Genomic DNA, 18,211 nt, shown 5'->3' with positions numbered 1-18,211 from the left:
ATTTGTAGAATTTCTAAACCAGGATGAGTAGTAGAGAGAGCGTAATCCGAATGAGAGCGTGTAAGGTGTCGAATAAATCAGAAATTGAGTCGCCGTGCGTTACGAGACGATACCATACCCGCAGGGAGGAGCTTAGTGATAAGTTTCTGTATCTTTAGGTATGGTGGGTTTATTCGTGAAATTGAAAGAGCCAGAACTTCCATAGAAGTTCTGGCTCTTTCAGGAAATTTAGTGGGCGTTATGGTGAATGACGCGCTAGTTAAATAGATTTCCCCAGCACTTAGTGAGGAACTGCTTTGTTTCCTCACTGGAAGTCATCGCCCGCGGTTCTTGCATGCGTTGTACCTCTGCGACCATGGCATGTCCGATTCCTTCATTTCGAAAAGAGGGATGAACCACCATGTGACGGACTATGAAGGTATAGGCATGTACTTCGATTCCAATAAGCCCGACAATTTTTTCGTGGATCTGCCATACATACAAGTGATAGTAGGCATCTTTTTTACACTGTTTCTTCGGTTCGTTGAGGAAAGGTGTAGTATGAACGCTCGGTATACTAGCTAACAATTCCATTACGTTTTCCTCGAAAGTTTTGTTGTATTCAAGCAACATATTTCAAAGCCCCTTTCGCATGGTAGTCTGATTACCACATCGTAGCCTCGCACTGTCCGTATTTGTGAGGAGCAAGTGAAGGTAACGTCCTATCGTGTAGTTAGCAACCCACTAACTGTAAAGCCATCGTTAGCCGTTCAGCGAAACGTTCAGGCGGCTCCGTGGCGACTAAACATACACTGGCTAGGTTTGGATTTGAATGAATCCATTGGCGATAAACGGTCGGAAATGGATATACCGATGTATTTAAAGCCGTTAGAAAAGGTTGAACTTCCTCGGGCAACAACAAAATTTCTGCCCGGTTAACGGCAGAGCCATCTTCATGAAAATACTCAAATGAAATATCCAAATCCAATGTACAGACAAACGAATGGCCGGCTGTACAAATTTTGAGGGTGCGTTTCTTGTCAAAGAGAACTTTCCCTCCGATTAGTGCTACTTCTGCTTGTAACAGCTGCGCTACTTGCTCAGCGACGATTTCGATACTTTTCTCGACCTGTTCGATGGCCCTTCTCTCCTTTCCAGTAGTGATGAATGCATGGAACATTATTAGGTGTTTCCATGTCTTTTGTCTAACGCCTTCACCTAAAGCAACCCAGTTAAGGTTCGTGTAACAAGACAATCACAGAGAGAAAAAAGAAAACATGAATATAGTTGCTCCGACTATATTCTCAAGAATGCCCTTTTTTCTAGCTCAAATTTGCATGCAGAAAAAGATATAGGATTCATGGCCGATTGTGGGTGAGTGTTACCTACTAAGACGAATTGCCCTTGAAAGGCAATCATCAGTTGAAATCGAATTGAATGTCATGAATTTTACTGGTAACTATAAGTTAATATCGGTGTTTTTTTGTCTTTTACTAAATTGTAACTGAAAACTGAATATTTTGATATTAGTATTTAATTTATTAAATACATTATTCTAGGGAGAAGGAAGGTCGTTACGAACCGGTCAAAACTGTCGGTGGGCGTTAAATGGCTTTAAACAGTAACACACTAATGAGAAGGATAGATTTGGTATGAGAAAATTTTTATCGAGCAAACGGGACGATTTTATGCCAAGCCTGTTTAAAAGTAGATTTGAGACGGATTTGTTTGCCCCCTTTTTCTTGGGAATCCATTACCCAAAAGTCGCTATTCGAGAAGGAGAGAGTAGGCACCAATTAAAAGTGTATGTGCCTGGTTTTTCCAAAAAAGAGATTAATGTCGAATTCCGCGATGGTTACCTTGAATTAGAAAGTGCATATGAGGAGAAAAAACAAACGAAAGAAAACGAGGATCATTATATATGCAAAGAAAAATTCTATGGCTCCTTTAAACGAAGCTTTTACGTAGGAGAAATTGACGAAAATAAGATTAGTGGTTCGTTTAAACGTGGAATGTTGAAAAGGCTGAGGTGCTTAGTAAATGTTTTCTCAAAAATACGAATTAAACGATCATCAATTCGAAAGAAAAACGATATTTTTGAATAGTATATGTGAATTCGATACAGTGCAATTCAAATGAATCACCTAAAAAGTAGTTGAAAAAATGGAATGTTCCTTCCGATATAAATAAGGTGGATTGAAAAGATGGCAATAGATTTTTCGCAAGTGGATACGAGTGTGATTAATAGAATGGTTATATATATTGGGATTTTAGTGGGAGGCTGCATACTTTTTCCGTTGATAGCCAGGGGAATGTTAAAAATCATTAAAATACCTTTTTTCGTTGTCAGAATTGGAATAGTATGTGCGGGATTGGGTTGGTTTTATTACTGGATAACACACATTTTAAGTAAGTTTTAAAACCAAATTGAATACCTTCTAAAAAGCATGGAACATTGGAGTCGGTTATAAGAGTAGCAAAAATGTAGGGGAACCAAACGAGAATTATTACTTTCAATACGCCAAAACCGTAGCATCTTATGAGTCAGTTGTGAAATAGAGAGGTATGGAGGGAAGGTATTATGTAAATGGTTTATCCACCTTCTCTCAATGCTATATGTTCGGGAAATACTTAATTATCGAACAAATATTAATCTGGAAAAGTTTACATGTCATAGGTTATCAGAAGTTAAATCCACTCTCATGACGGGCTTAATAGAAAAATAATGTTAAGTGGTTCTGAGATTTGTATTCAGAGAGGAGGAGGGAGGTATGGAACGTTCTCATGCGAAGAAGCGAAAGTTCATCTCGATAGATTTAACAAAAGGCAGAAGGAAATTTGATACCAGCAAAATGGATGAATGGTCACCAGAGGAATGGGCAGCTTTCGTCGGAACTGAAGCAGAAGTCAATAAAATCACTCCTTACTTAGTCTTTTTCTTTTATGAAAATTAATAATGAAAGTCTTTTTGAATCAAGTTTCCCTTTCATCGGCAGAGTAGCTACATTAAAAATCCGATTTTTGAACATGTGATAGAGCGTGCGCATGGAACAGTCGATTGCCTTTTATTCACGACCGACAATGACAGCTATTGTCTAGACTTGTGCCATTTTGTCTTGAAAATGAGCGATTTTTTCTTCTGTAAGACCATTTTTCAGTAGCCGCAGCGTTTCTTGTTTCTCTCGTGTAGCTTGTGAAACCCGAGCGCTGTATGCCAGGATTTTAGATATTTTATGATATTATAAGTTGGCTGCCTGAAACGATTCAAGCGCTCAGCGATGATTGAAATGTGCATATTTAGATGGTGGTAGGATTCTATCATCACCAGTTCTTTCGTGTTAAGATGGGTGTAGGTCATTCGTGATCACTCTGATGTTTTTCTTTGGTCGGAAAACACATTGTGAGGTACCCGAATGACTTTTTCAGTTGTCTAGCTTAATTTCACAATCGGCGCATTTAAAAATGTATACACAAAGCTTTACGAATATGAGCGAGTGGCATACTGGCAATTAGGTATTTAAATACAACTAATTAAAAAGATAGTTAGGAGATAAAGTGAATGACATATGCATTAGAAATAAACGACTTGAAAAAGATCTATTCTGGCGGCGTTGAGGCTTTGCGTGGCATCGATTTGAAAGTGGAAGAAGGAGACTTCTACGCTCTCTTAGGTCCTAACGGTGCTGGGAAATCTACGACCATTGGGATTGTGACATCTCTTATCAATAAGACATCAGGAAAAGTCAAAGTCTTCGGCTATGACATGGACACGCAGTTAATGCAGGCGAAGCTACAGATTGGTCTGGTCCCCCAAGAGTTCAACTTCAGTCCTTTTGAAACGGTCCAACAGATTGTCGTGAACCAGGCAGGTTATTACGGTGTGTCAAGGAAGGAAGCATTAGAGCGCAGCGAAAAGTACTTGAAGCAGTCTGATTTATGGGAGAAAAAAAATGTTCAGGCACGGATGCTTTCCGGAGGGATGAAACGTCGATTGATGATTTCACGCGCCTTAATGCATGAACCACGTCTACTTATTCTTGATGAACCGACGGCAGGTGTGGACATTGAATTGAGACGAGAGATGTGGAAGTTTCTGAAAGAGTTGAATGATAACGGTACGACGATAATTTTGACAACACATTATTTGGAAGAAGCAGAGATGTTATGTCGCAATATTGGTATCATTCAAAAGGGACAACTGATTGAGGATACAAGTATGAAATCATTGCTTGCTAAGCTTCAGTTTGAAACCATTATTTTAGATATTGAATCTTCAGGACAAATGCCAGTGATTAAAGGCTATGAGAGTGAACTTATGGATGAAGGATCTCTTTCTGTGGAAGTAGGGCGTGATCAAGGGATTAACGAACTGTTTAACCAATTGACCGAACAAGGGATTAAAGTATTGTCGATGCGTAATAAGTCCAATCGATTAGAAGAATTATTTTTAAAACTTACAGAAGAAACTGCTTAATGGAGGATTCACATGTTTAAACTATATTTAACAGCATTAAAAGGTTTGGCGGTCAAAGAAACGAACCGTTATCTTAGAATTTGGATCCAAACATTGGTTCCTCCTGTAATTACAACGTCCTTATACTTTATCATCTTTGGAAATTTAATTGGTAAAAGGATTGGTGAAATGGGAGGATTTTCCTACATGGAATTTATTGTCCCTGGATTGATTATGATGTCAGTCATTACGAGTTCCTACTCGAATGTTTCGTCATCATTTTTCTCACAAAAGTTTCAAAAGAATATTGAAGAACTATTGGTCGCGCCCGTCCCGACCCATATTATTATTTGGGGCTTTGTGATTGGAGGGCTAGGAAGAAGTACTCTGGTAGGGATACTGGTCACGATTATTTCGTTACTTTTTGTTCCGCTACAAGTCTATTCTTGGAGTATTGTCATATTAACGTTTTTAATGACGTCTATTTTGTTCTCTTTGGCAGGTCTGTTGAACGGCATTTTTGCAAGATCATTTGATGATGTGTCTATCGTTCCTACTTTTGTTCTTCAGCCATTGACTTACCTAGGTGGCGTATTCTTTTCCATCTCTATGTTGCCACCATTTTGGCAGATTGTATCACAGTTCAACCCGATTGTTTATATGATTTCTGGATTCCGATTCGGGATCCTCGGTGTAATCGATGTACCAATTCTATTCTCTGTTCTCATTTCGATAATTTTTGTGATTTCACTTTATGGTTTAAATTGGTATCTGATTGAAAAAGGCCGTGGACTGAGAAGTTAATATCTATTTTTATTAATTTCATGAATACTTTACTCTTTTATTTCATCTGAACGTCGATGAAGTACTAGAGCCGAGACAGCTAATATAACAAAAGCTGTTGTTGAACCAGCAATAACTATCTTCAATACATTTCCTATTGGAGGGTTGAATAATAGAGCAACCGAGATGATTAAAACGGCACCAGTTACCCCCATTCCTATAATAGAGAATGCCAAAATTTTATTCATCAGCGCACCTCTTTTATTTTTATCCTTATATTACCATAGGCTTGGTTAAAATAGGTGTGTAGAGCAGAATCAGTTTTACAAGAAGAAAACCAACTTTATAAAGATAGTCTAGTTTACATATCATAAGTTATCAGCAGAGAAGAAGCGATGTAAATGTTATTGCTAACTCTCCTCCTCTTGCGAATGTGAAATGAATTGAGTGGCTAACTTTCTACGATGTCGTTCAAAATTTCACCGTCTCCATTGAGGTCAATCACTTCCAAATGGATTGTTTTACGAAGATAGATTTATATTGTGGTTGGCCCACTTCATTTAGGAGTAGTGAAATCCGTTTTTCGTCATTATCTGTAGCTACTTGAAACGTATACGCGTTGTCATCGGCCTGCTTCATAAGCCACGGATATTCAGATAAAGAAGTCCATGAATCGGGGAATTCGCTTTCATTCAGTGAATCCTCAGTTTTTTAACATGTTTTTATCTCCTTTCAGCTATTGTTTAGATGTTTTAATGTTTACTGTCTATATGTATTCCTAAAACATCGGAAATATACACAACGAAACTTACTCTAGCATTAAGTTATTGCCCACTAAAGACTTCAATGGTTTCCCATATAAGTATGCGTAGAAGCTCTTGAAAGAAATCTTTTTTTAGACACATTTCCTAGCTAGTAGGCAGATCATCAGGTGGTATACTAATCACACAACTCAATAGACTTTGACATCACGTCAAAGGGGAGTAGCTATAGGGAAACCTATTTCACAGTCGTCATTACATGGTTAGTAGCCATCGGTTGTGATAGCAAACAATTTTGCTTAGCGAGACCTTTGCCTTTTATTAGGCAAGGGTCTTTTTTGTTGGCAAAAAATAAGAGGAGGATGTAAGATGGAAGCCATTTTATTGGAGTATGTATGGGTATTGCTAGTGTTGGTAGCGCTAGAAGGGTTATTAGCTGCAGATAATGCAGTCGTTATGGCGGTGATGGTCAAGCACTTACCAGAGAAGCAACAGAAAAAAGCGTTGTTTTATGGATTGGTGGGAGCGTTTGTTTTTCGCTTTGCGGCCTTGTTCATGATCACCTTGTTGGTAGATGTATGGCAGATTCAGGCTCTAGGGGCAGCGTACTTGCTGTTTATCGCTTTTAAGCATATTTACGATCAGCGGAAAGTAAAAGCACCGACCATCGAGCCAAAAGCAACAAAAAAGGCTGGATTTTGGCTAACGGTATTAAAAGTGGAACTCGCGGATATTGCGTTTGCGATTGATTCCATGTTAGCTGCAGTAGCTTTTGCCATCACATTGCCACATCTAGGGAATTTAGAAATTGGCGGCATCAATGGGGGGCAATTTGGTGTCATGCTTGCGGGTGGTTTAGTAGGGATTGTCATCATGCGTTTTGCAGCCCATAAATTCGTCAAATTATTGGCTGACTATCCCCAGTTGGAAACAACCGCTTTTGTGATTGTCGGTTGGGTTGGAGTAAAATTAACCGTGCTCACGCTATCCCATAAAAATCTGGGGATACTGCCATATGATTTTGCTCACTCCACGGAGTGGAAACTCATTTTTTGGGCGGTCTTGTTAGGAATTGTCCTCGTTGGAGCATGGATTAGTATTAAGAAAAAAAGAGCAATAGAAATCTAAGTCTGCACGTCCTAACATTTTCCATAGAAAAAAAGGACCTCCGAGGGAAGTGACAACTTCCTTCAGAGGTCCTTTTTAGAGAAAGGGAAATAGTCATAACATCTAAATAGCTGACTATTTGTGTTTGGTGGCCGCTAACCGTGCAATCTCGATAATCACGGAGGCAGCCTTTACCATATTGTTAACGGAGTCATATTCGTATTAGCTGTGATGGCTTTCCCCACCCGTGAGTATGGTGGGAGTCGAGAGTCCATACAGCAAGATTATTATCTAAGCTGTTTTCATATGTTCACCTATATAGAATTTACGTGAGCATTTAAAGTATGACGACTTGGTTTTTACCCTTATCTTTAGCTAAATATAGTGCCTTATCTACCCAGTGGGCCATAGTGTTAATTGAAAAGTCGCTTACAAAACTCTTTCCCCCTATTGATACTGTGATGTCAATAGGATGGATCAGTTCCGGAATTTTTAGTTGTTGAATATCTAGAATTAACCTGTTTGCTAGCAGTGTTAGTTCCATTTTATCGGTATCTGGCAAAAGGAGCGCAAATTCGTCTCCGCCTATACGTGCTGTTGTATCACAGGGTCTTGTTGCATCTGAAATTCGGAGAGCCAGTTCTTGTAGTACACGGTCACCTGCAGGATGTCCGTGACCATCATTTATTTCTTTAAAGTTGTCTACATCGATGTAGAGTAAAGATAGATACAGTCCGCGTTGCCGGGATAGAGTCACTTCTTTGATTAATTGTTCTTCGAAATAGCGTCGATTAAACAGAGAAGTCAAAGAATCCTTATCTGCATATTCCTTCAGTTGTAACTCCATGAGCTTTTGTTTAGTAATATCCACATGGCGAATGACTACCCCTCTAAGGGCTTGATTGTTTGCTTGAAGAGGTGTGGCTTGCATCAAAAACCATCTTTTTGTGGAAGGGGAATGACACGGGTACTCAAAATTGAAAAGGTTAGCTTTTCCAGCCAAAATTGCCTGTAGTCCTTGAAACACCGCAGGTTCTTTTTCGCAGTGTTGCAGATAATTTGCCCCAATTCCAACATTAGATAGCGTTGCGCCATTGCTTAGCGCAAATCGAGTCCATTCTTTGTTTGTTAAACAAATGATTCCATCTTGATTGATTAAGCAGATTTGATCTCTTAAAGAATTAAGAATGGACTCACTTATTTCCGAACTCGTTGACAAGAAGGTATCGAACTGTGCTTTCATGGACATCATCATCTTTCTATAAGGGAAGTATGGTCATATGGTAGTTCTTCCATCTTTTTATTTTTAATGAAATCTTGTACATAGTTTCTTTCAAAAGCGTCTGGTGCCAAAGGCTTATCATAAAAATAGCCTTGATGTACCGGACACCCGTTCTCTTGCAAGAATAGAGATTCCTCTAATGTCTCTACGCCTTCAGCCACTAAATCACATTCAATACTGTGTGCCAAGTGGATTAAGGATGTTAAGACAGCTTCCGATTTCCGATTTTGACCGATTTTCTGAACAAAGGATTTGTCTATTTTGATTTTATTGATAGGAAAATGAGTCAAATAAGAAATCATAGAGAATCCAGTGCCAAAATCGTCAATGGCAATGGAGATGCCTTTAGATTTGCAGAGAAGTAAATTCTCGAGTGTTTTGGATGAATAGGTTAGCTCAGCCTGTTCGGTAATTTCGATTTCAATAAGGTGCGAAGGGATTTTAAAACATTCTAGTAGTTCGAAAAAATTGTCGAAAAAAGTCGGATCGCTGAGAAGAGAAGGTGTCATATTGATAGCGGTCTTAAGGTTCCAGCCAAATCTGTTTTGCCACTCTTTAATTTGAGTAAATACTTCGACAAGCAAATGAGACGTTAAAGAGAAAATTTCACCGGACTCTTCAGCTATTTGGATAAATTCAGGTGGTGAAATTTCTCCGAATTCAGGGTGGTTCCAACGAGAAAGCACTTCTGCGCCAACCAACTGACCCGTATTTCCATCAACCTGTGGCTGCAGAACGTAATAAAAGCCATTTTCTTTTAAGTTACCTTTCAATCCTTTTTCAATAGCTGACTTCCGGTTATAAGAAGTTCTCATCAGTGGGTTGAAGAAAGAATGAAAGGAGCCGGGCACCTCTTTGGCTTCATGCATTGCGATGTCGGCACAAGAAATCAACTCCTCTAGTGTTTGGGCATCAAAAGGGAAGCAAGCAATGCCTATGCTAACACTGACATGGATTTTTTGGGAAGTTTTAAGCTCCACTGGGTGAGCGAAAACCTCCGCCATCTGTTCTGCGATATCTGCCATCTCTTCATTTGGAGCGACTTCTCGTAAAATAATGAACTCATTCCCATCCAGCCGGCCGACATGGCAGGTTTTACTTGAAAATCCGTTCAATTCTTCCGCAAAGTTCTTCATTATACGTTCTCCCGTATCGAAGTGGTGTATAGCGTTAATGTAATTTAAATTATCGATGTTGAAATGAAATACCGAAAACTTTTTCCGCTGTTCAATCAGCGACTGAGCTGTTTCAATGATCAATCTACGATTCGGTAATCCCGTTAAATAGTCGTAGTATGTGGATTCGACCAGTTGTACTTCGGTCCTCTTTCTTTCGGTCACATCCTGAAAATATAAAGCCAATCCACCTGTTTTTAGTGGACACGCTTTCACCTCGAACCAGGTATCTAGTGGCTTGTAGTAATCGATAAACTCCAGAACGACGTTTTCTCGCAAAGCTTGCTTGAAGTTCTGATAGAATGACGTGTCAGCTACTTTTGGGAACCCCTCCAACAATTCTCTTCCAACTATATTTCTTCGTTGGCAATGAAACAGTTTCTCAGCAATCTCATTTATATAAACGATTTGTAACTGATCATCCAATAAGATAAATCCTTGGGTCATGCTTTCTAAAATAATTTCTGCAGTCAGGGGCTGGATGGCGTAAGGACTTACAGGTTTATGGCAAACAATGACGGCGTATGTCTGCTCAAATGGATATAGAATTCTCTTCACTTTTGTTTGAAGCCACTGGGTAACGCCATTTTCCATAAAAAATGGTTCTACTTGTTTTTGTTCGTTGATCTCATTTGTTAATAGTTGTTGAATTAATTGGAATTCAGTTTCTTTATCCTTTTTTTTCAATTGTTCAAAATAATTAGCACCTGTCTTCCAAAAGCAACTACTTTCATCGTGGGTGATGCAAAAATCGATCCATGGCTGATTTGCGTGAAGAATGATTCCATTTGTATCCATGATAATCAAGAATTCATCCATCGTGTTTATCAAGTCCTGAGTTTGAAGCTCATTATTCCCCAACATCTTCTCACGCCTCTTTTCTATGCTTTGGTTTCTTTTACCGGCCGAACTTCAATTAGCTTATGGTCCGACTTTTCAGATGAAGTACTTAAAAGGTTTTCATTATTTTGAAATAATTTGAAAATAATTTTTTTGGCCAGGAATGCCCAAAGCAGTCACAAGAAACTTAGTCCTCTTTCCAAATGCATTTGTAACGATTTGAGGAAGTAGCTTCTATATCGAAAATATCTATTAGTTTACAAATCGTTTGAAAAGCGAGTAGATTTTGTGCTGTCAATCTGCTTACTTTTTCGGTATCGATGAAAACAATAGACTTAGCTTCTCTATAGAAATCCCGTTTTTCTAAGAATAATGGCGCATTCAGTATGTAACTCGAGCTATTTTTTGATGATTGGTATCTCGATAATTGAAATATGGAACCCTCAATGCAATTCTTTTCCCAAGTAAATACCAGTAGTAAGTCATATTTCCTTATAGGATATATGGTTTCTTCTCGTGAGATTAGCATGACTTCCAAAGTTTTGCTGACGAACGTTTTTAACTCGGTAAGATCTAGGTTAGTTGAAGAAGACGAACGCTTAAATCTAAACATATATTCACCTCGAATCTAAGAAAATAACAGGCACAGATACAATCTGCTAAGATATATATTTTGTATATTTCAGAATAAACTAATATTTTTTAGCTATCTACCTAATTAGGTAGTGCATAAGTAGTTATTATAGATTAAAAATATATAACTTTGTATAGTTCTTTATAGTTGTTTAAATTACTTTTAAACCCATTTTAGTGACGGGTGTTAAAAGGAGTTCGTCTTTTTCTTCATCCTGTTGCAGACCTTATTTATTAAAAAGTGATTTATCATCTTATGTAAAGAAAAAGGACTGATTGATGAAAGAGTTCAAAAGTTGAAATTATTTGTTTGTGAAGAAAAATAGATATGGACACTATGTTTTTGATTTCTTTTATGTATGGTTCACAAATGATTCGCTTCTGCAAATAAATAAATCACTCCATATGAATACCGAATCTAAAGAAATGTTAATTGCCATTCAATTTAAGATTAATCAGTAGGAAAATGAAGCAATTGATAAGAGGATTCTTCATTTTTTAGACAAGAGGGTTAACATATGAGGGATTAGAGGAAGAGAAAAAGCGACAGGTAGCTTTTTCTCTTTTTGGTGTCTGGGAATGTGTACTTTTACGAAAGGTTACTAAAAGTAAGTCAGCATCGATATAAGTGCTTTTTTAATTAATACCCGAATAAAAAGAAAGTGGAAAGTAGAGTACGACAAAATTTAAAAAATCTCATACATCAAAAACCTAGGAATTGAGCAGAGGAGTTCTGTTTAGTTCTACTCTGAGAATTAAAGTAGAAATGGTTTCGAAGAAGTCCATACACGGAAGAGTATTCTGAATTTTTAGATTTGATTCCGAGGTCCATTTCTCTTATAATGAAAGCACATCTATATATGAGAGTCCTAAGATAATTGGAACCATTCAAATTAAAGGAGGGATCATATTCATGACGAAAATTGGCATCATTACTGGAAGTACACGTCCAGGTCGCAACAGCCTGCAGGTCGCCCAGTGGGTAAAAAACATTGCGGACAAACGCGGAGACGCAGAATACGAAATCGTGGATCTGAAAGATTACAATTTGCCGATGTACGCAGAGCCGGTCGCAGCGGTCTTAAGCCAGGATTACCAAACCCCGGAAGCGATTCCCTGGTCTCAAAAAATTGCGGAGCTGGATGGCTATGTCTTTATTTGTCCGGAATACAATCGCAGCGTGACCTCGGCATTAAAAAATGCCATCGATTACCTGTATGTAGAGTGGAACAATAAAGCAGCGGGCATCGTCAGCTATGGCTCAACAGGTGGTGTGCGGGGGGCTGAAGCTTTACGCGTTATCTTATGGGAACTGCAAGTGCCTACCGTCAGAACCCACCCTGCGATGTCGTTGTTTACGGATTTCGTCAATATGAGTGAATTCAAGCCGGCGGATATACATGAAGGTTCGGTTACGACATTGCTCGATCAAGTCAATGCCTGGACCAACGCGTTTGAGCCGCTGCGCACTCAATAAGAAGAATAATAAATTAACCTGCTTTTGTTGAGGCAGTCTGGAAAGTTGATCTTAAACAATCGATAAACTTAATGAGGCATACGAATAGCTTTTTGACAAAAAGAAAGAAGCAAAAAACCGCAGGTTTCCTGCGGTTTTTTTCAGCTTGTTGAGAAACTAGATTTCCATCCATGTTGCCCGTTGCTTTTTCTCAATGAAAGAGAAAAAGCAGTTTTTAGATCCCTCTACTAAGAAAAAATCTCGGTTTTTGCCTTATTTTTAGTATATTCACCTTCGCATGTGATTAAACATTCAGTGATTCACCTATTGGATAGGTGCTGTGTGAGAAGATAAAGGCGATTGATCCACTGGCCAGAACAAAGTCAACAGACGAAGCCGATTTCGACCTTATTGAAGATTGAAAGGCTATTATTGAGGCCACTACTTATATCGGGTGAAATTAATTAGAAATTCATCATTATAAGCGATCTTTTGAATTCGTTCTGTAGACATTTCAAAGAAGAAGTGGAAATCAAACAGGCAGCAAACCTGCTTAGATAAAAAGAGTTAATTGATGCGTATGAATCTACAGTATTATTATGACTCGTGTAAGCAACGGATTATAAAAAAATGACCCCGTCGCCGGAGTCATCTTTCTCACTCATTACCCTGAACTTTTCCCAGTCCCAGCTTGTTTTTCTTTGAAAATCATCTGGTCAAGTGAATACGCTCCAGCCCCGTTGATAGGAAAAAGGTCAGCAAATGGGGATTGTCCGCAAAGATGCCCGAACAAAATCATCATTTAATAATCTGAAAGTCGAGCATTTAACGTCAAAAGGCGGATTGCGGATGATGATAGTAGAATTTCCTCCGGGCGCCTCCATCGGCGAACCGCATTCCCATGAAGGTGAAGAATGCCACTTAGTCCTGCAGGGCAGAATGCTCGCTGAACAAGGTGAGGATCCTGGGATTGCTGAAAAAGGCGATTCATTCATTTGGAACGCCAGTGTCCCTCATTTTGTGAAAAATATCGGCGAAGAACCGGCGAAGGTGTTGATTTTAATTTACACGGATACTGAACTTGACGATATATTATAAAAAAGGGAAGAGAAGCTGTAATTCATGTTTGAACCGAACCCCATTTAATGGATAGAGACCGTCCCTAATTATATGTAAATCGATGATGACTAGTTAACATATGAGGAATTATCGGAAGAGGAAAAGCGACAGGTAGGTTTTCCTCTTCTTTTGCGTTTGAAAAAGCGTACTTTTGCGAACGCTGAAAAAGGAGTTTAAGAAAGTTCAACGAAATAAATAATGATGGATATATCTGGTTATCAAAGCATAGATAAAAGACGCAATAACAGCTTGAGTCAATCTTCGTTTTATATAAGGTATTAGGAAGCGGAGTGAATGAAATGAGTAGGTTAATTACCTTATATCAATTAATCGTTTTGCTTTTTGCTGCAGTCAAACTCAAGATGGGGCTGATGTAAAAACGGCTGCAAATAACTAGTCGGAAAATTCTACCTCTATACCACCTCAATATTTAGAGTCAAATCACACGTTCTTAGATGTAGAAATTATAGAAACCAGAGAGGAAGATGGTCAGTTTATCATTAAGTTTAATGCATAGCTTCATGACCGGATGATTGAAGTAGAAGTTAGTACTTCTGAAATTATATTACCGCATTAATAGAGTTTCAGGGAAATTATGGTGAAGAAGATTTAAATTCCGATCTTACTGTTGATGGCGACGACAGCTATATGCTGGGAATTGCTCGAGCTACAAAACCGCACTTTAAACCGTAAGGAAAATATACTTTGATTTAAGTAAAGAAACTAAGGCTGTCCAGATCATTGAAAATTATACTGTCACAATACTTGTGTTTTCGTCGAATGAGATAAAGTTTGTAAGTTTTACATCTATACTTTTCTGATTTCCAATGGAGGTGTCTTCAGTGTTGAAATTTTATATCGTACTCATCATACTGATTTCCGTAATCGTCGGTTGTGCACCAGAAAGTATTAAGGATGAAGATTCTTACCAGATTTCGCCATTGTTAATAGATCAACTAGGGGGAGATATAAAATAGATAGAAGTCTTCACTAATGTGAGATGCAGAGGGATGACCAGTTTCCGGAAGAAGTTGTAGTTGACCCTAATTACTACCATAGCAATGAGGTTTCACGCGAGGATTTGGTTCACATCAATATTCTACAAGATCAAGAAGCAGAATATAGTCAAGGAAATCCTGTAAATCAATTGGTGTGAGTGATTGCATTACCTGGTAAAACAGTTAAAACAGAAGAATCACAACTTTACAATGCCAGAGTTTACATTACCGGAGTATAGTTTTCTCCTTTCTGGATATAACTGGTGGCGAAGCCGGGTTGACATCGCAATTTCACTGATTCCAAAAGAATCTATTGAAGGAAAAGTAATCAGTTATATTGAATAAACTGCCTCTTGATTAAATGGAAAACGAAAGTAAATTTTAATTTGTAGACAGTTTACATATCATGACTAAAAGAAAAGGGAGAGGCGATAAATGTTGCTTCTTTTCTTATTTTTCACCTATAAAAGTATACTTTTACGCTCTCTCAAAAAGTCATTAGAAGCTAGTTTTAAATAAACATTAAGTTTCAGAAACCTGTGATACTTTTTGCAATAATCATCCTGATTTTCTGAGATTCAAGAAGTCAATTTTAAATCGAATACATTGACATATCGAAGTAAATCGATATAAAATGCATACATGGATAATTTAAATGTATTAGATATTTTCAAAGCATTGTCAAATGAAACCCGCTTGAATATTTTGAAATGGCTAAGGGAACCGGAGAAGAATTTTCCAGCACAGCAAGCGCATTTGCCCAAGGAGGTTAGCATAGAAGGTGGCGTGTGTGTCGGGGATATTCAAGGAAAAGTGAATCTATCTCAATCAACGGTTTCCCATTATCTGTCACTCATGCAAAAAGCAGGTTTACTGGAAGCCGTGCGTTACGGGCAATGGACCTATTACCGACGAAATGAAGAGACATTGGCAAAAATTGTAGAATTCATCAACGAAGAAATCTAAGGCAATGCCATGTCTTTTTTTAATTTGGCATATCGATATTTTTAGATATATCTATATTTATAAAATCCACTTTAAATAGGAATGAAACTATTCATTCATGTGATAAGGAGAACCAACAATTAGGAGTGAATTTTTCATGACCAAAGATGTAAAAAAAGATTTAATGAATACGAAACAAAAAGTACTGGCCTTCACGCTGACGCTTTTAACATTTGTTATGGGTACTAGCGAATTTGTGATTGTTGGCCTTTTAACTGAAGTTTCTTCTGATTTGAACATCAGTCTTGCTGTCGCGGGTACACTGGTATCCGGATTTGCCATCGCCTACGCCATTGGAACGCCTGTAATGACGGCTTATGTCAGCCGCTTTCCTAAATACCCATTGATGCTGATATTGATTTCTCTGTTCATTGTTGGAAATGTAATCAGTGCTTTATCCGAAACCTATGAACTTTTAATCGTTTCCAGAATTCTTACAGCAGTAGTCAGCGGTGTATTGGTGGCTTTGTCGATGAGCATTGCCAGTGACATTATGCCGGATAGCAAGAAAGGTCCCGTCATCGCGTTAATTTTCGCCGGTTTCACGATTTCGAATGTCATCGGAGTTCCTTTAGGGACACTTATCGGGCAACTCGGCAACTGGCAATTGACCTTCTGGTTTACAACGTTATTGGGCGTAACTAGTTTAATCATGAGCATCTTTATCTTGCCGAGAGAGTTGAAAGTGGAGAAAGCGTCGGCGAAAGAACAGCTCGGTTTACTGACTAACCCACGCATGATTCTGGCTTTCTTTATCCCGACATTTTCAATCGCCGGAACGTATACAATCTACACATACATTACACCGATATTGGAAGAAGGACTGGCGATTCCAACAGGTTATGTAAGTGCAATCTTGCTTGCCTATGGAGCATTTTCAATCTTTAGTAATGTGTTGGCCGGAAAAATCGCCAGTCGCAACGGTGTAAGCAAACTCCGCTATGTCTTTATCGTCCAAGCCGCTATTTTAGGTTCGTTGTATTTCACGATGGAGTCGACATATGCCGGACTTGTTAGCCTCATGCTGATGGCAGTAATGATCTATGCTATGAACGCGACCATTCAATTGTACTTGATGAATTTGGCCACGGTCCATTTCCCGGCAGCCAAAGATTTCGCATCGTCTTTAACACCTGTAGCGGTTAACGTCGGCATAGCACTGGGAGCGACACTTGGAGGGTATGTCGTAGCAAACGGAAGCCTCGTCCAACTTTCATTGGTCGGTGCATTTTGCGCATTGATTGCCTCTACCCTGGCATTTGCCAGCTATCGATTGGATCGGAAAGGTAGCTTTTCAGGTTCTGAGGCGTATGAGGGATCAAATTTATAAAAGATATTGGCATCCTGCAAGTAGCAGGGTGTTTTTTTGATTTCAATAAATAAAAATCAGTTAACATATGCCCCATTATTGGAAGAGAAAAAGCGACAGGTAGCTTTTTCTCTTTTTGATGTCTGGGAAAGTGTACTTTTACGAACAGTTACTTTAGAAAACTTATGAATTTTACATGGACTATTCCTTATCACTTCGAGTGATAAGATTATTTACAAAAAGCACCATTTTTTCCCGAATATATAATACAATAGAAAAAGAAAAAGTGAAATAATTATTATACAAAGGGGTATTCAATGAAGAAACCGATTAAAATTTTCTTTCTCATTTCGACACTAATTTTTTTCTTCATTTTCTTACTGCTACTAGGTGGAAGTTTCTTTTTACATAAATTTTTAGAAGAAACACTTGAAACAAATTTCACATATACTGAATCTGTGATGGCCTTGCTAACTCAAAATGCGAATGGAGAAAGTGAAAAGAAATTAAAAGAATCCTCCATACAGGAGGACTATCGACACATTTCCATCTACTACGAAAACAATTTCTCTGCCCTTTTGCCAATTACCAAAGAAACACTGGACTTTGCCATTTCAAAAAATGAAAATCTCTTCGGTGAAACCATTTTGGAACCGATAGATTTGCTGGTCTTTGAGGATCTGGAGGAGTTGAGAGGATTCTCTGAACTTAATGATGTAGATGGATTCTATTCTGATTTCCATAAAGTGTTGGCTTTTCATAACGCTAAGAAGGAAATGATACTAGCAGAAGACAAATATGCCCTATACGCTTTTCAAAAAATGGTGTTGCATGAATACACTCATTACGTATTTGCTCGGAAAGCGAAAAATCCAGCTGATTATCCCATGTGGTTTATAGAAGGGGCAGCTGAATACGTAGGAAGTGATCCTAAAGAAGTCTACTTCCCGTATTTTGAGAAGCTTGCATTTGAGCAACTAAAGAGCACCGAACAATGGGAGGAAGCTCGGAAAAACCTTATGGGTGATCCGTATTTGCAAAGCTATTATGCTTTCGAGTTTTTAACACTGGAATATGGGGAAGAAGTGATTAAAAAAATTATCGAATCAGTGGATGAAACTCGGAATTTTGAAGATAGTTTCACTGAAATCACCGGGTTAACAGTTCTTGAATTAGAAAGTATGTTTCTAAGTTCTTATAAAGACTGAAATAATTCATCACCATTTCAATGTAATTATCCGAGAAGATTTTAAGAGATTAAAATTTATATATCACAGGTTATAAGAAGAGAAAAAGCTCAAGCATGAGTTT

General features: G+C 38.3%; 18 protein-coding genes. 12 read left to right on the top strand and 6 right to left on the bottom strand.

Going from position 1 to position 18,211, the window contains the following annotated elements; all coding sequences use genetic code 11:
* Window positions 1–255: 255 nt before the first annotated feature.
* Together BBI08_RS09780 and BBI08_RS09775 are read right to left on the bottom strand one after the other, a co-directional pair.
* Window positions 256–612 carry a GNAT family N-acetyltransferase gene (locus BBI08_RS09780; protein WP_040851031.1) on the bottom strand — a complete coding sequence of 119 codons (357 nt, stop codon included), beginning with the start codon at window positions 610–612 and terminating at the stop codon, window positions 256–258.
* Window positions 613–712: 100 nt separating this feature from the next.
* Window positions 713–1,159, bottom strand: a complete 447-nt coding sequence (locus BBI08_RS09775) for a DUF1259 domain-containing protein (protein ID WP_008498530.1) — start codon at window positions 1,157–1,159, stop codon at window positions 713–715.
* Window positions 1,160–1,631: 472 nt separating this feature from the next.
* On the opposite strand from BBI08_RS09775, the gene BBI08_RS09770 reads away from it, so the two are divergent.
* From BBI08_RS09770 to BBI08_RS09750, 4 genes are all read left to right on the top strand, one after another.
* Complete coding sequence (locus BBI08_RS09770; protein ID WP_051041701.1) at window positions 1,632–2,084, top strand: Hsp20 family protein; 453 nt, start codon at window positions 1,632–1,634, stop codon at window positions 2,082–2,084.
* A 666-nt stretch (window positions 2,085–2,750) separates the two neighbouring features.
* Window positions 2,751–2,933, top strand: coding sequence for a hypothetical protein (locus BBI08_RS09760; protein WP_008498529.1), 183 nt, complete (start codon window positions 2,751–2,753; stop codon window positions 2,931–2,933).
* A 605-nt stretch (window positions 2,934–3,538) separates the two neighbouring features.
* Window positions 3,539–4,453, top strand: a complete 915-nt coding sequence (locus BBI08_RS09755) for an ABC transporter ATP-binding protein (protein WP_008498528.1) — start codon at window positions 3,539–3,541, stop codon at window positions 4,451–4,453.
* 12 nt (window positions 4,454–4,465) lie between these two features.
* Window positions 4,466–5,236, top strand: coding sequence for an ABC transporter permease (locus BBI08_RS09750; protein WP_008498527.1), 771 nt, complete (start codon window positions 4,466–4,468; stop codon window positions 5,234–5,236).
* Between the two features lie 29 nt (window positions 5,237–5,265).
* Here the strand turns inward: BBI08_RS09750 and BBI08_RS09745 are convergent, their stop codons facing one another.
* Both BBI08_RS09745 and BBI08_RS17195 read right to left on the bottom strand, forming a co-directional pair.
* Window positions 5,266–5,463, bottom strand: coding sequence for a hypothetical protein (locus BBI08_RS09745; protein WP_008498526.1), 198 nt, complete (start codon window positions 5,461–5,463; stop codon window positions 5,266–5,268).
* Window positions 5,464–5,716: 253 nt separating this feature from the next.
* Complete coding sequence (locus BBI08_RS17195) at window positions 5,717–5,854, bottom strand: hypothetical protein (protein WP_205847830.1); 138 nt, start codon at window positions 5,852–5,854, stop codon at window positions 5,717–5,719.
* A gap of 491 nt (window positions 5,855–6,345) precedes the next feature.
* Here BBI08_RS17195 and BBI08_RS09740 point away from each other — a divergent pair, with 491 nt between their 5' ends.
* The gene (locus BBI08_RS09740) at window positions 6,346–7,104 is read left to right on the top strand and encodes a TerC family protein (protein ID WP_008498525.1); all 759 of its coding nucleotides are present in this window, start codon (window positions 6,346–6,348) and stop codon (window positions 7,102–7,104) included.
* Between the two features lie 316 nt (window positions 7,105–7,420).
* On the opposite strand, the gene BBI08_RS09735 is transcribed toward BBI08_RS09740, so the two are convergent.
* Together BBI08_RS09735 and BBI08_RS09730 are read right to left on the bottom strand one after the other, a co-directional pair.
* Window positions 7,421–8,338, bottom strand: coding sequence for a sensor domain-containing diguanylate cyclase (locus BBI08_RS09735; protein WP_237146533.1), 918 nt, complete (start codon window positions 8,336–8,338; stop codon window positions 7,421–7,423).
* Complete coding sequence (locus tag BBI08_RS09730; RefSeq protein WP_008498522.1) at window positions 8,335–10,404, bottom strand: EAL domain-containing protein; 2,070 nt, start codon at window positions 10,402–10,404, stop codon at window positions 8,335–8,337. The genes BBI08_RS09735 and BBI08_RS09730 overlap by 4 nt, the downstream gene beginning before the upstream one ends.
* A 1,522-nt stretch (window positions 10,405–11,926) precedes the next feature.
* Between BBI08_RS09730 and BBI08_RS09720 the strand changes: the two genes are divergently transcribed.
* The 7 genes from BBI08_RS09720 (at window position 11,927) to BBI08_RS09700 (ending at window position 18,108) form a co-directional block, all read left to right on the top strand.
* Window positions 11,927–12,490 (top strand): NADPH-dependent FMN reductase, encoded by a 564-nt coding sequence (locus BBI08_RS09720; RefSeq protein ID WP_008498520.1) that lies wholly within the window; start codon window positions 11,927–11,929, stop codon window positions 12,488–12,490.
* 741 nt (window positions 12,491–13,231) lie between these two features.
* Window positions 13,232–13,567 carry a cupin domain-containing protein gene (locus BBI08_RS09715; protein ID WP_082226471.1) on the top strand — a complete coding sequence of 112 codons (336 nt, stop codon included), beginning with the start codon at window positions 13,232–13,234 and terminating at the stop codon, window positions 13,565–13,567.
* Between the two features lie 863 nt (window positions 13,568–14,430).
* Window positions 14,431–14,565 (top strand): hypothetical protein, encoded by a 135-nt coding sequence (locus BBI08_RS17370; protein WP_257785796.1) that lies wholly within the window; start codon window positions 14,431–14,433, stop codon window positions 14,563–14,565.
* 23 nt (window positions 14,566–14,588) lie between these two features.
* The gene (locus BBI08_RS17190) at window positions 14,589–14,744 is read left to right on the top strand and encodes a hypothetical protein (protein ID WP_008498517.1); all 156 of its coding nucleotides are present in this window, start codon (window positions 14,589–14,591) and stop codon (window positions 14,742–14,744) included.
* Between the two features lie 484 nt (window positions 14,745–15,228).
* On the top strand, window positions 15,229–15,552 hold the full coding sequence (locus tag BBI08_RS09710) for an ArsR/SmtB family transcription factor (RefSeq protein WP_008498515.1): 324 nt from the start codon (window positions 15,229–15,231) through the stop codon (window positions 15,550–15,552).
* Window positions 15,553–15,688: 136 nt separating this feature from the next.
* A complete protein-coding gene (locus BBI08_RS09705; protein ID WP_008498514.1) occupies window positions 15,689–16,921 on the top strand; it encodes an MFS transporter in 1,233 nt (410 codons plus the stop codon).
* A gap of 296 nt (window positions 16,922–17,217) precedes the next feature.
* Window positions 17,218–18,108 carry a peptidase MA family metallohydrolase gene (locus BBI08_RS09700; protein WP_065528037.1) on the top strand — a complete coding sequence of 297 codons (891 nt, stop codon included), beginning with the start codon at window positions 17,218–17,220 and terminating at the stop codon, window positions 18,106–18,108.
* Window positions 18,109–18,211: the final 103 nt, after the last annotated feature.

It is taken from the genome of Planococcus halocryophilus (assembly GCF_001687585.2).
Lineage (GTDB): Bacteria > Bacillota > Bacilli > Bacillales_A > Planococcaceae > Planococcus > Planococcus halocryophilus.
This window is presented reverse-complemented; position numbering and strand designations above follow the sequence as displayed.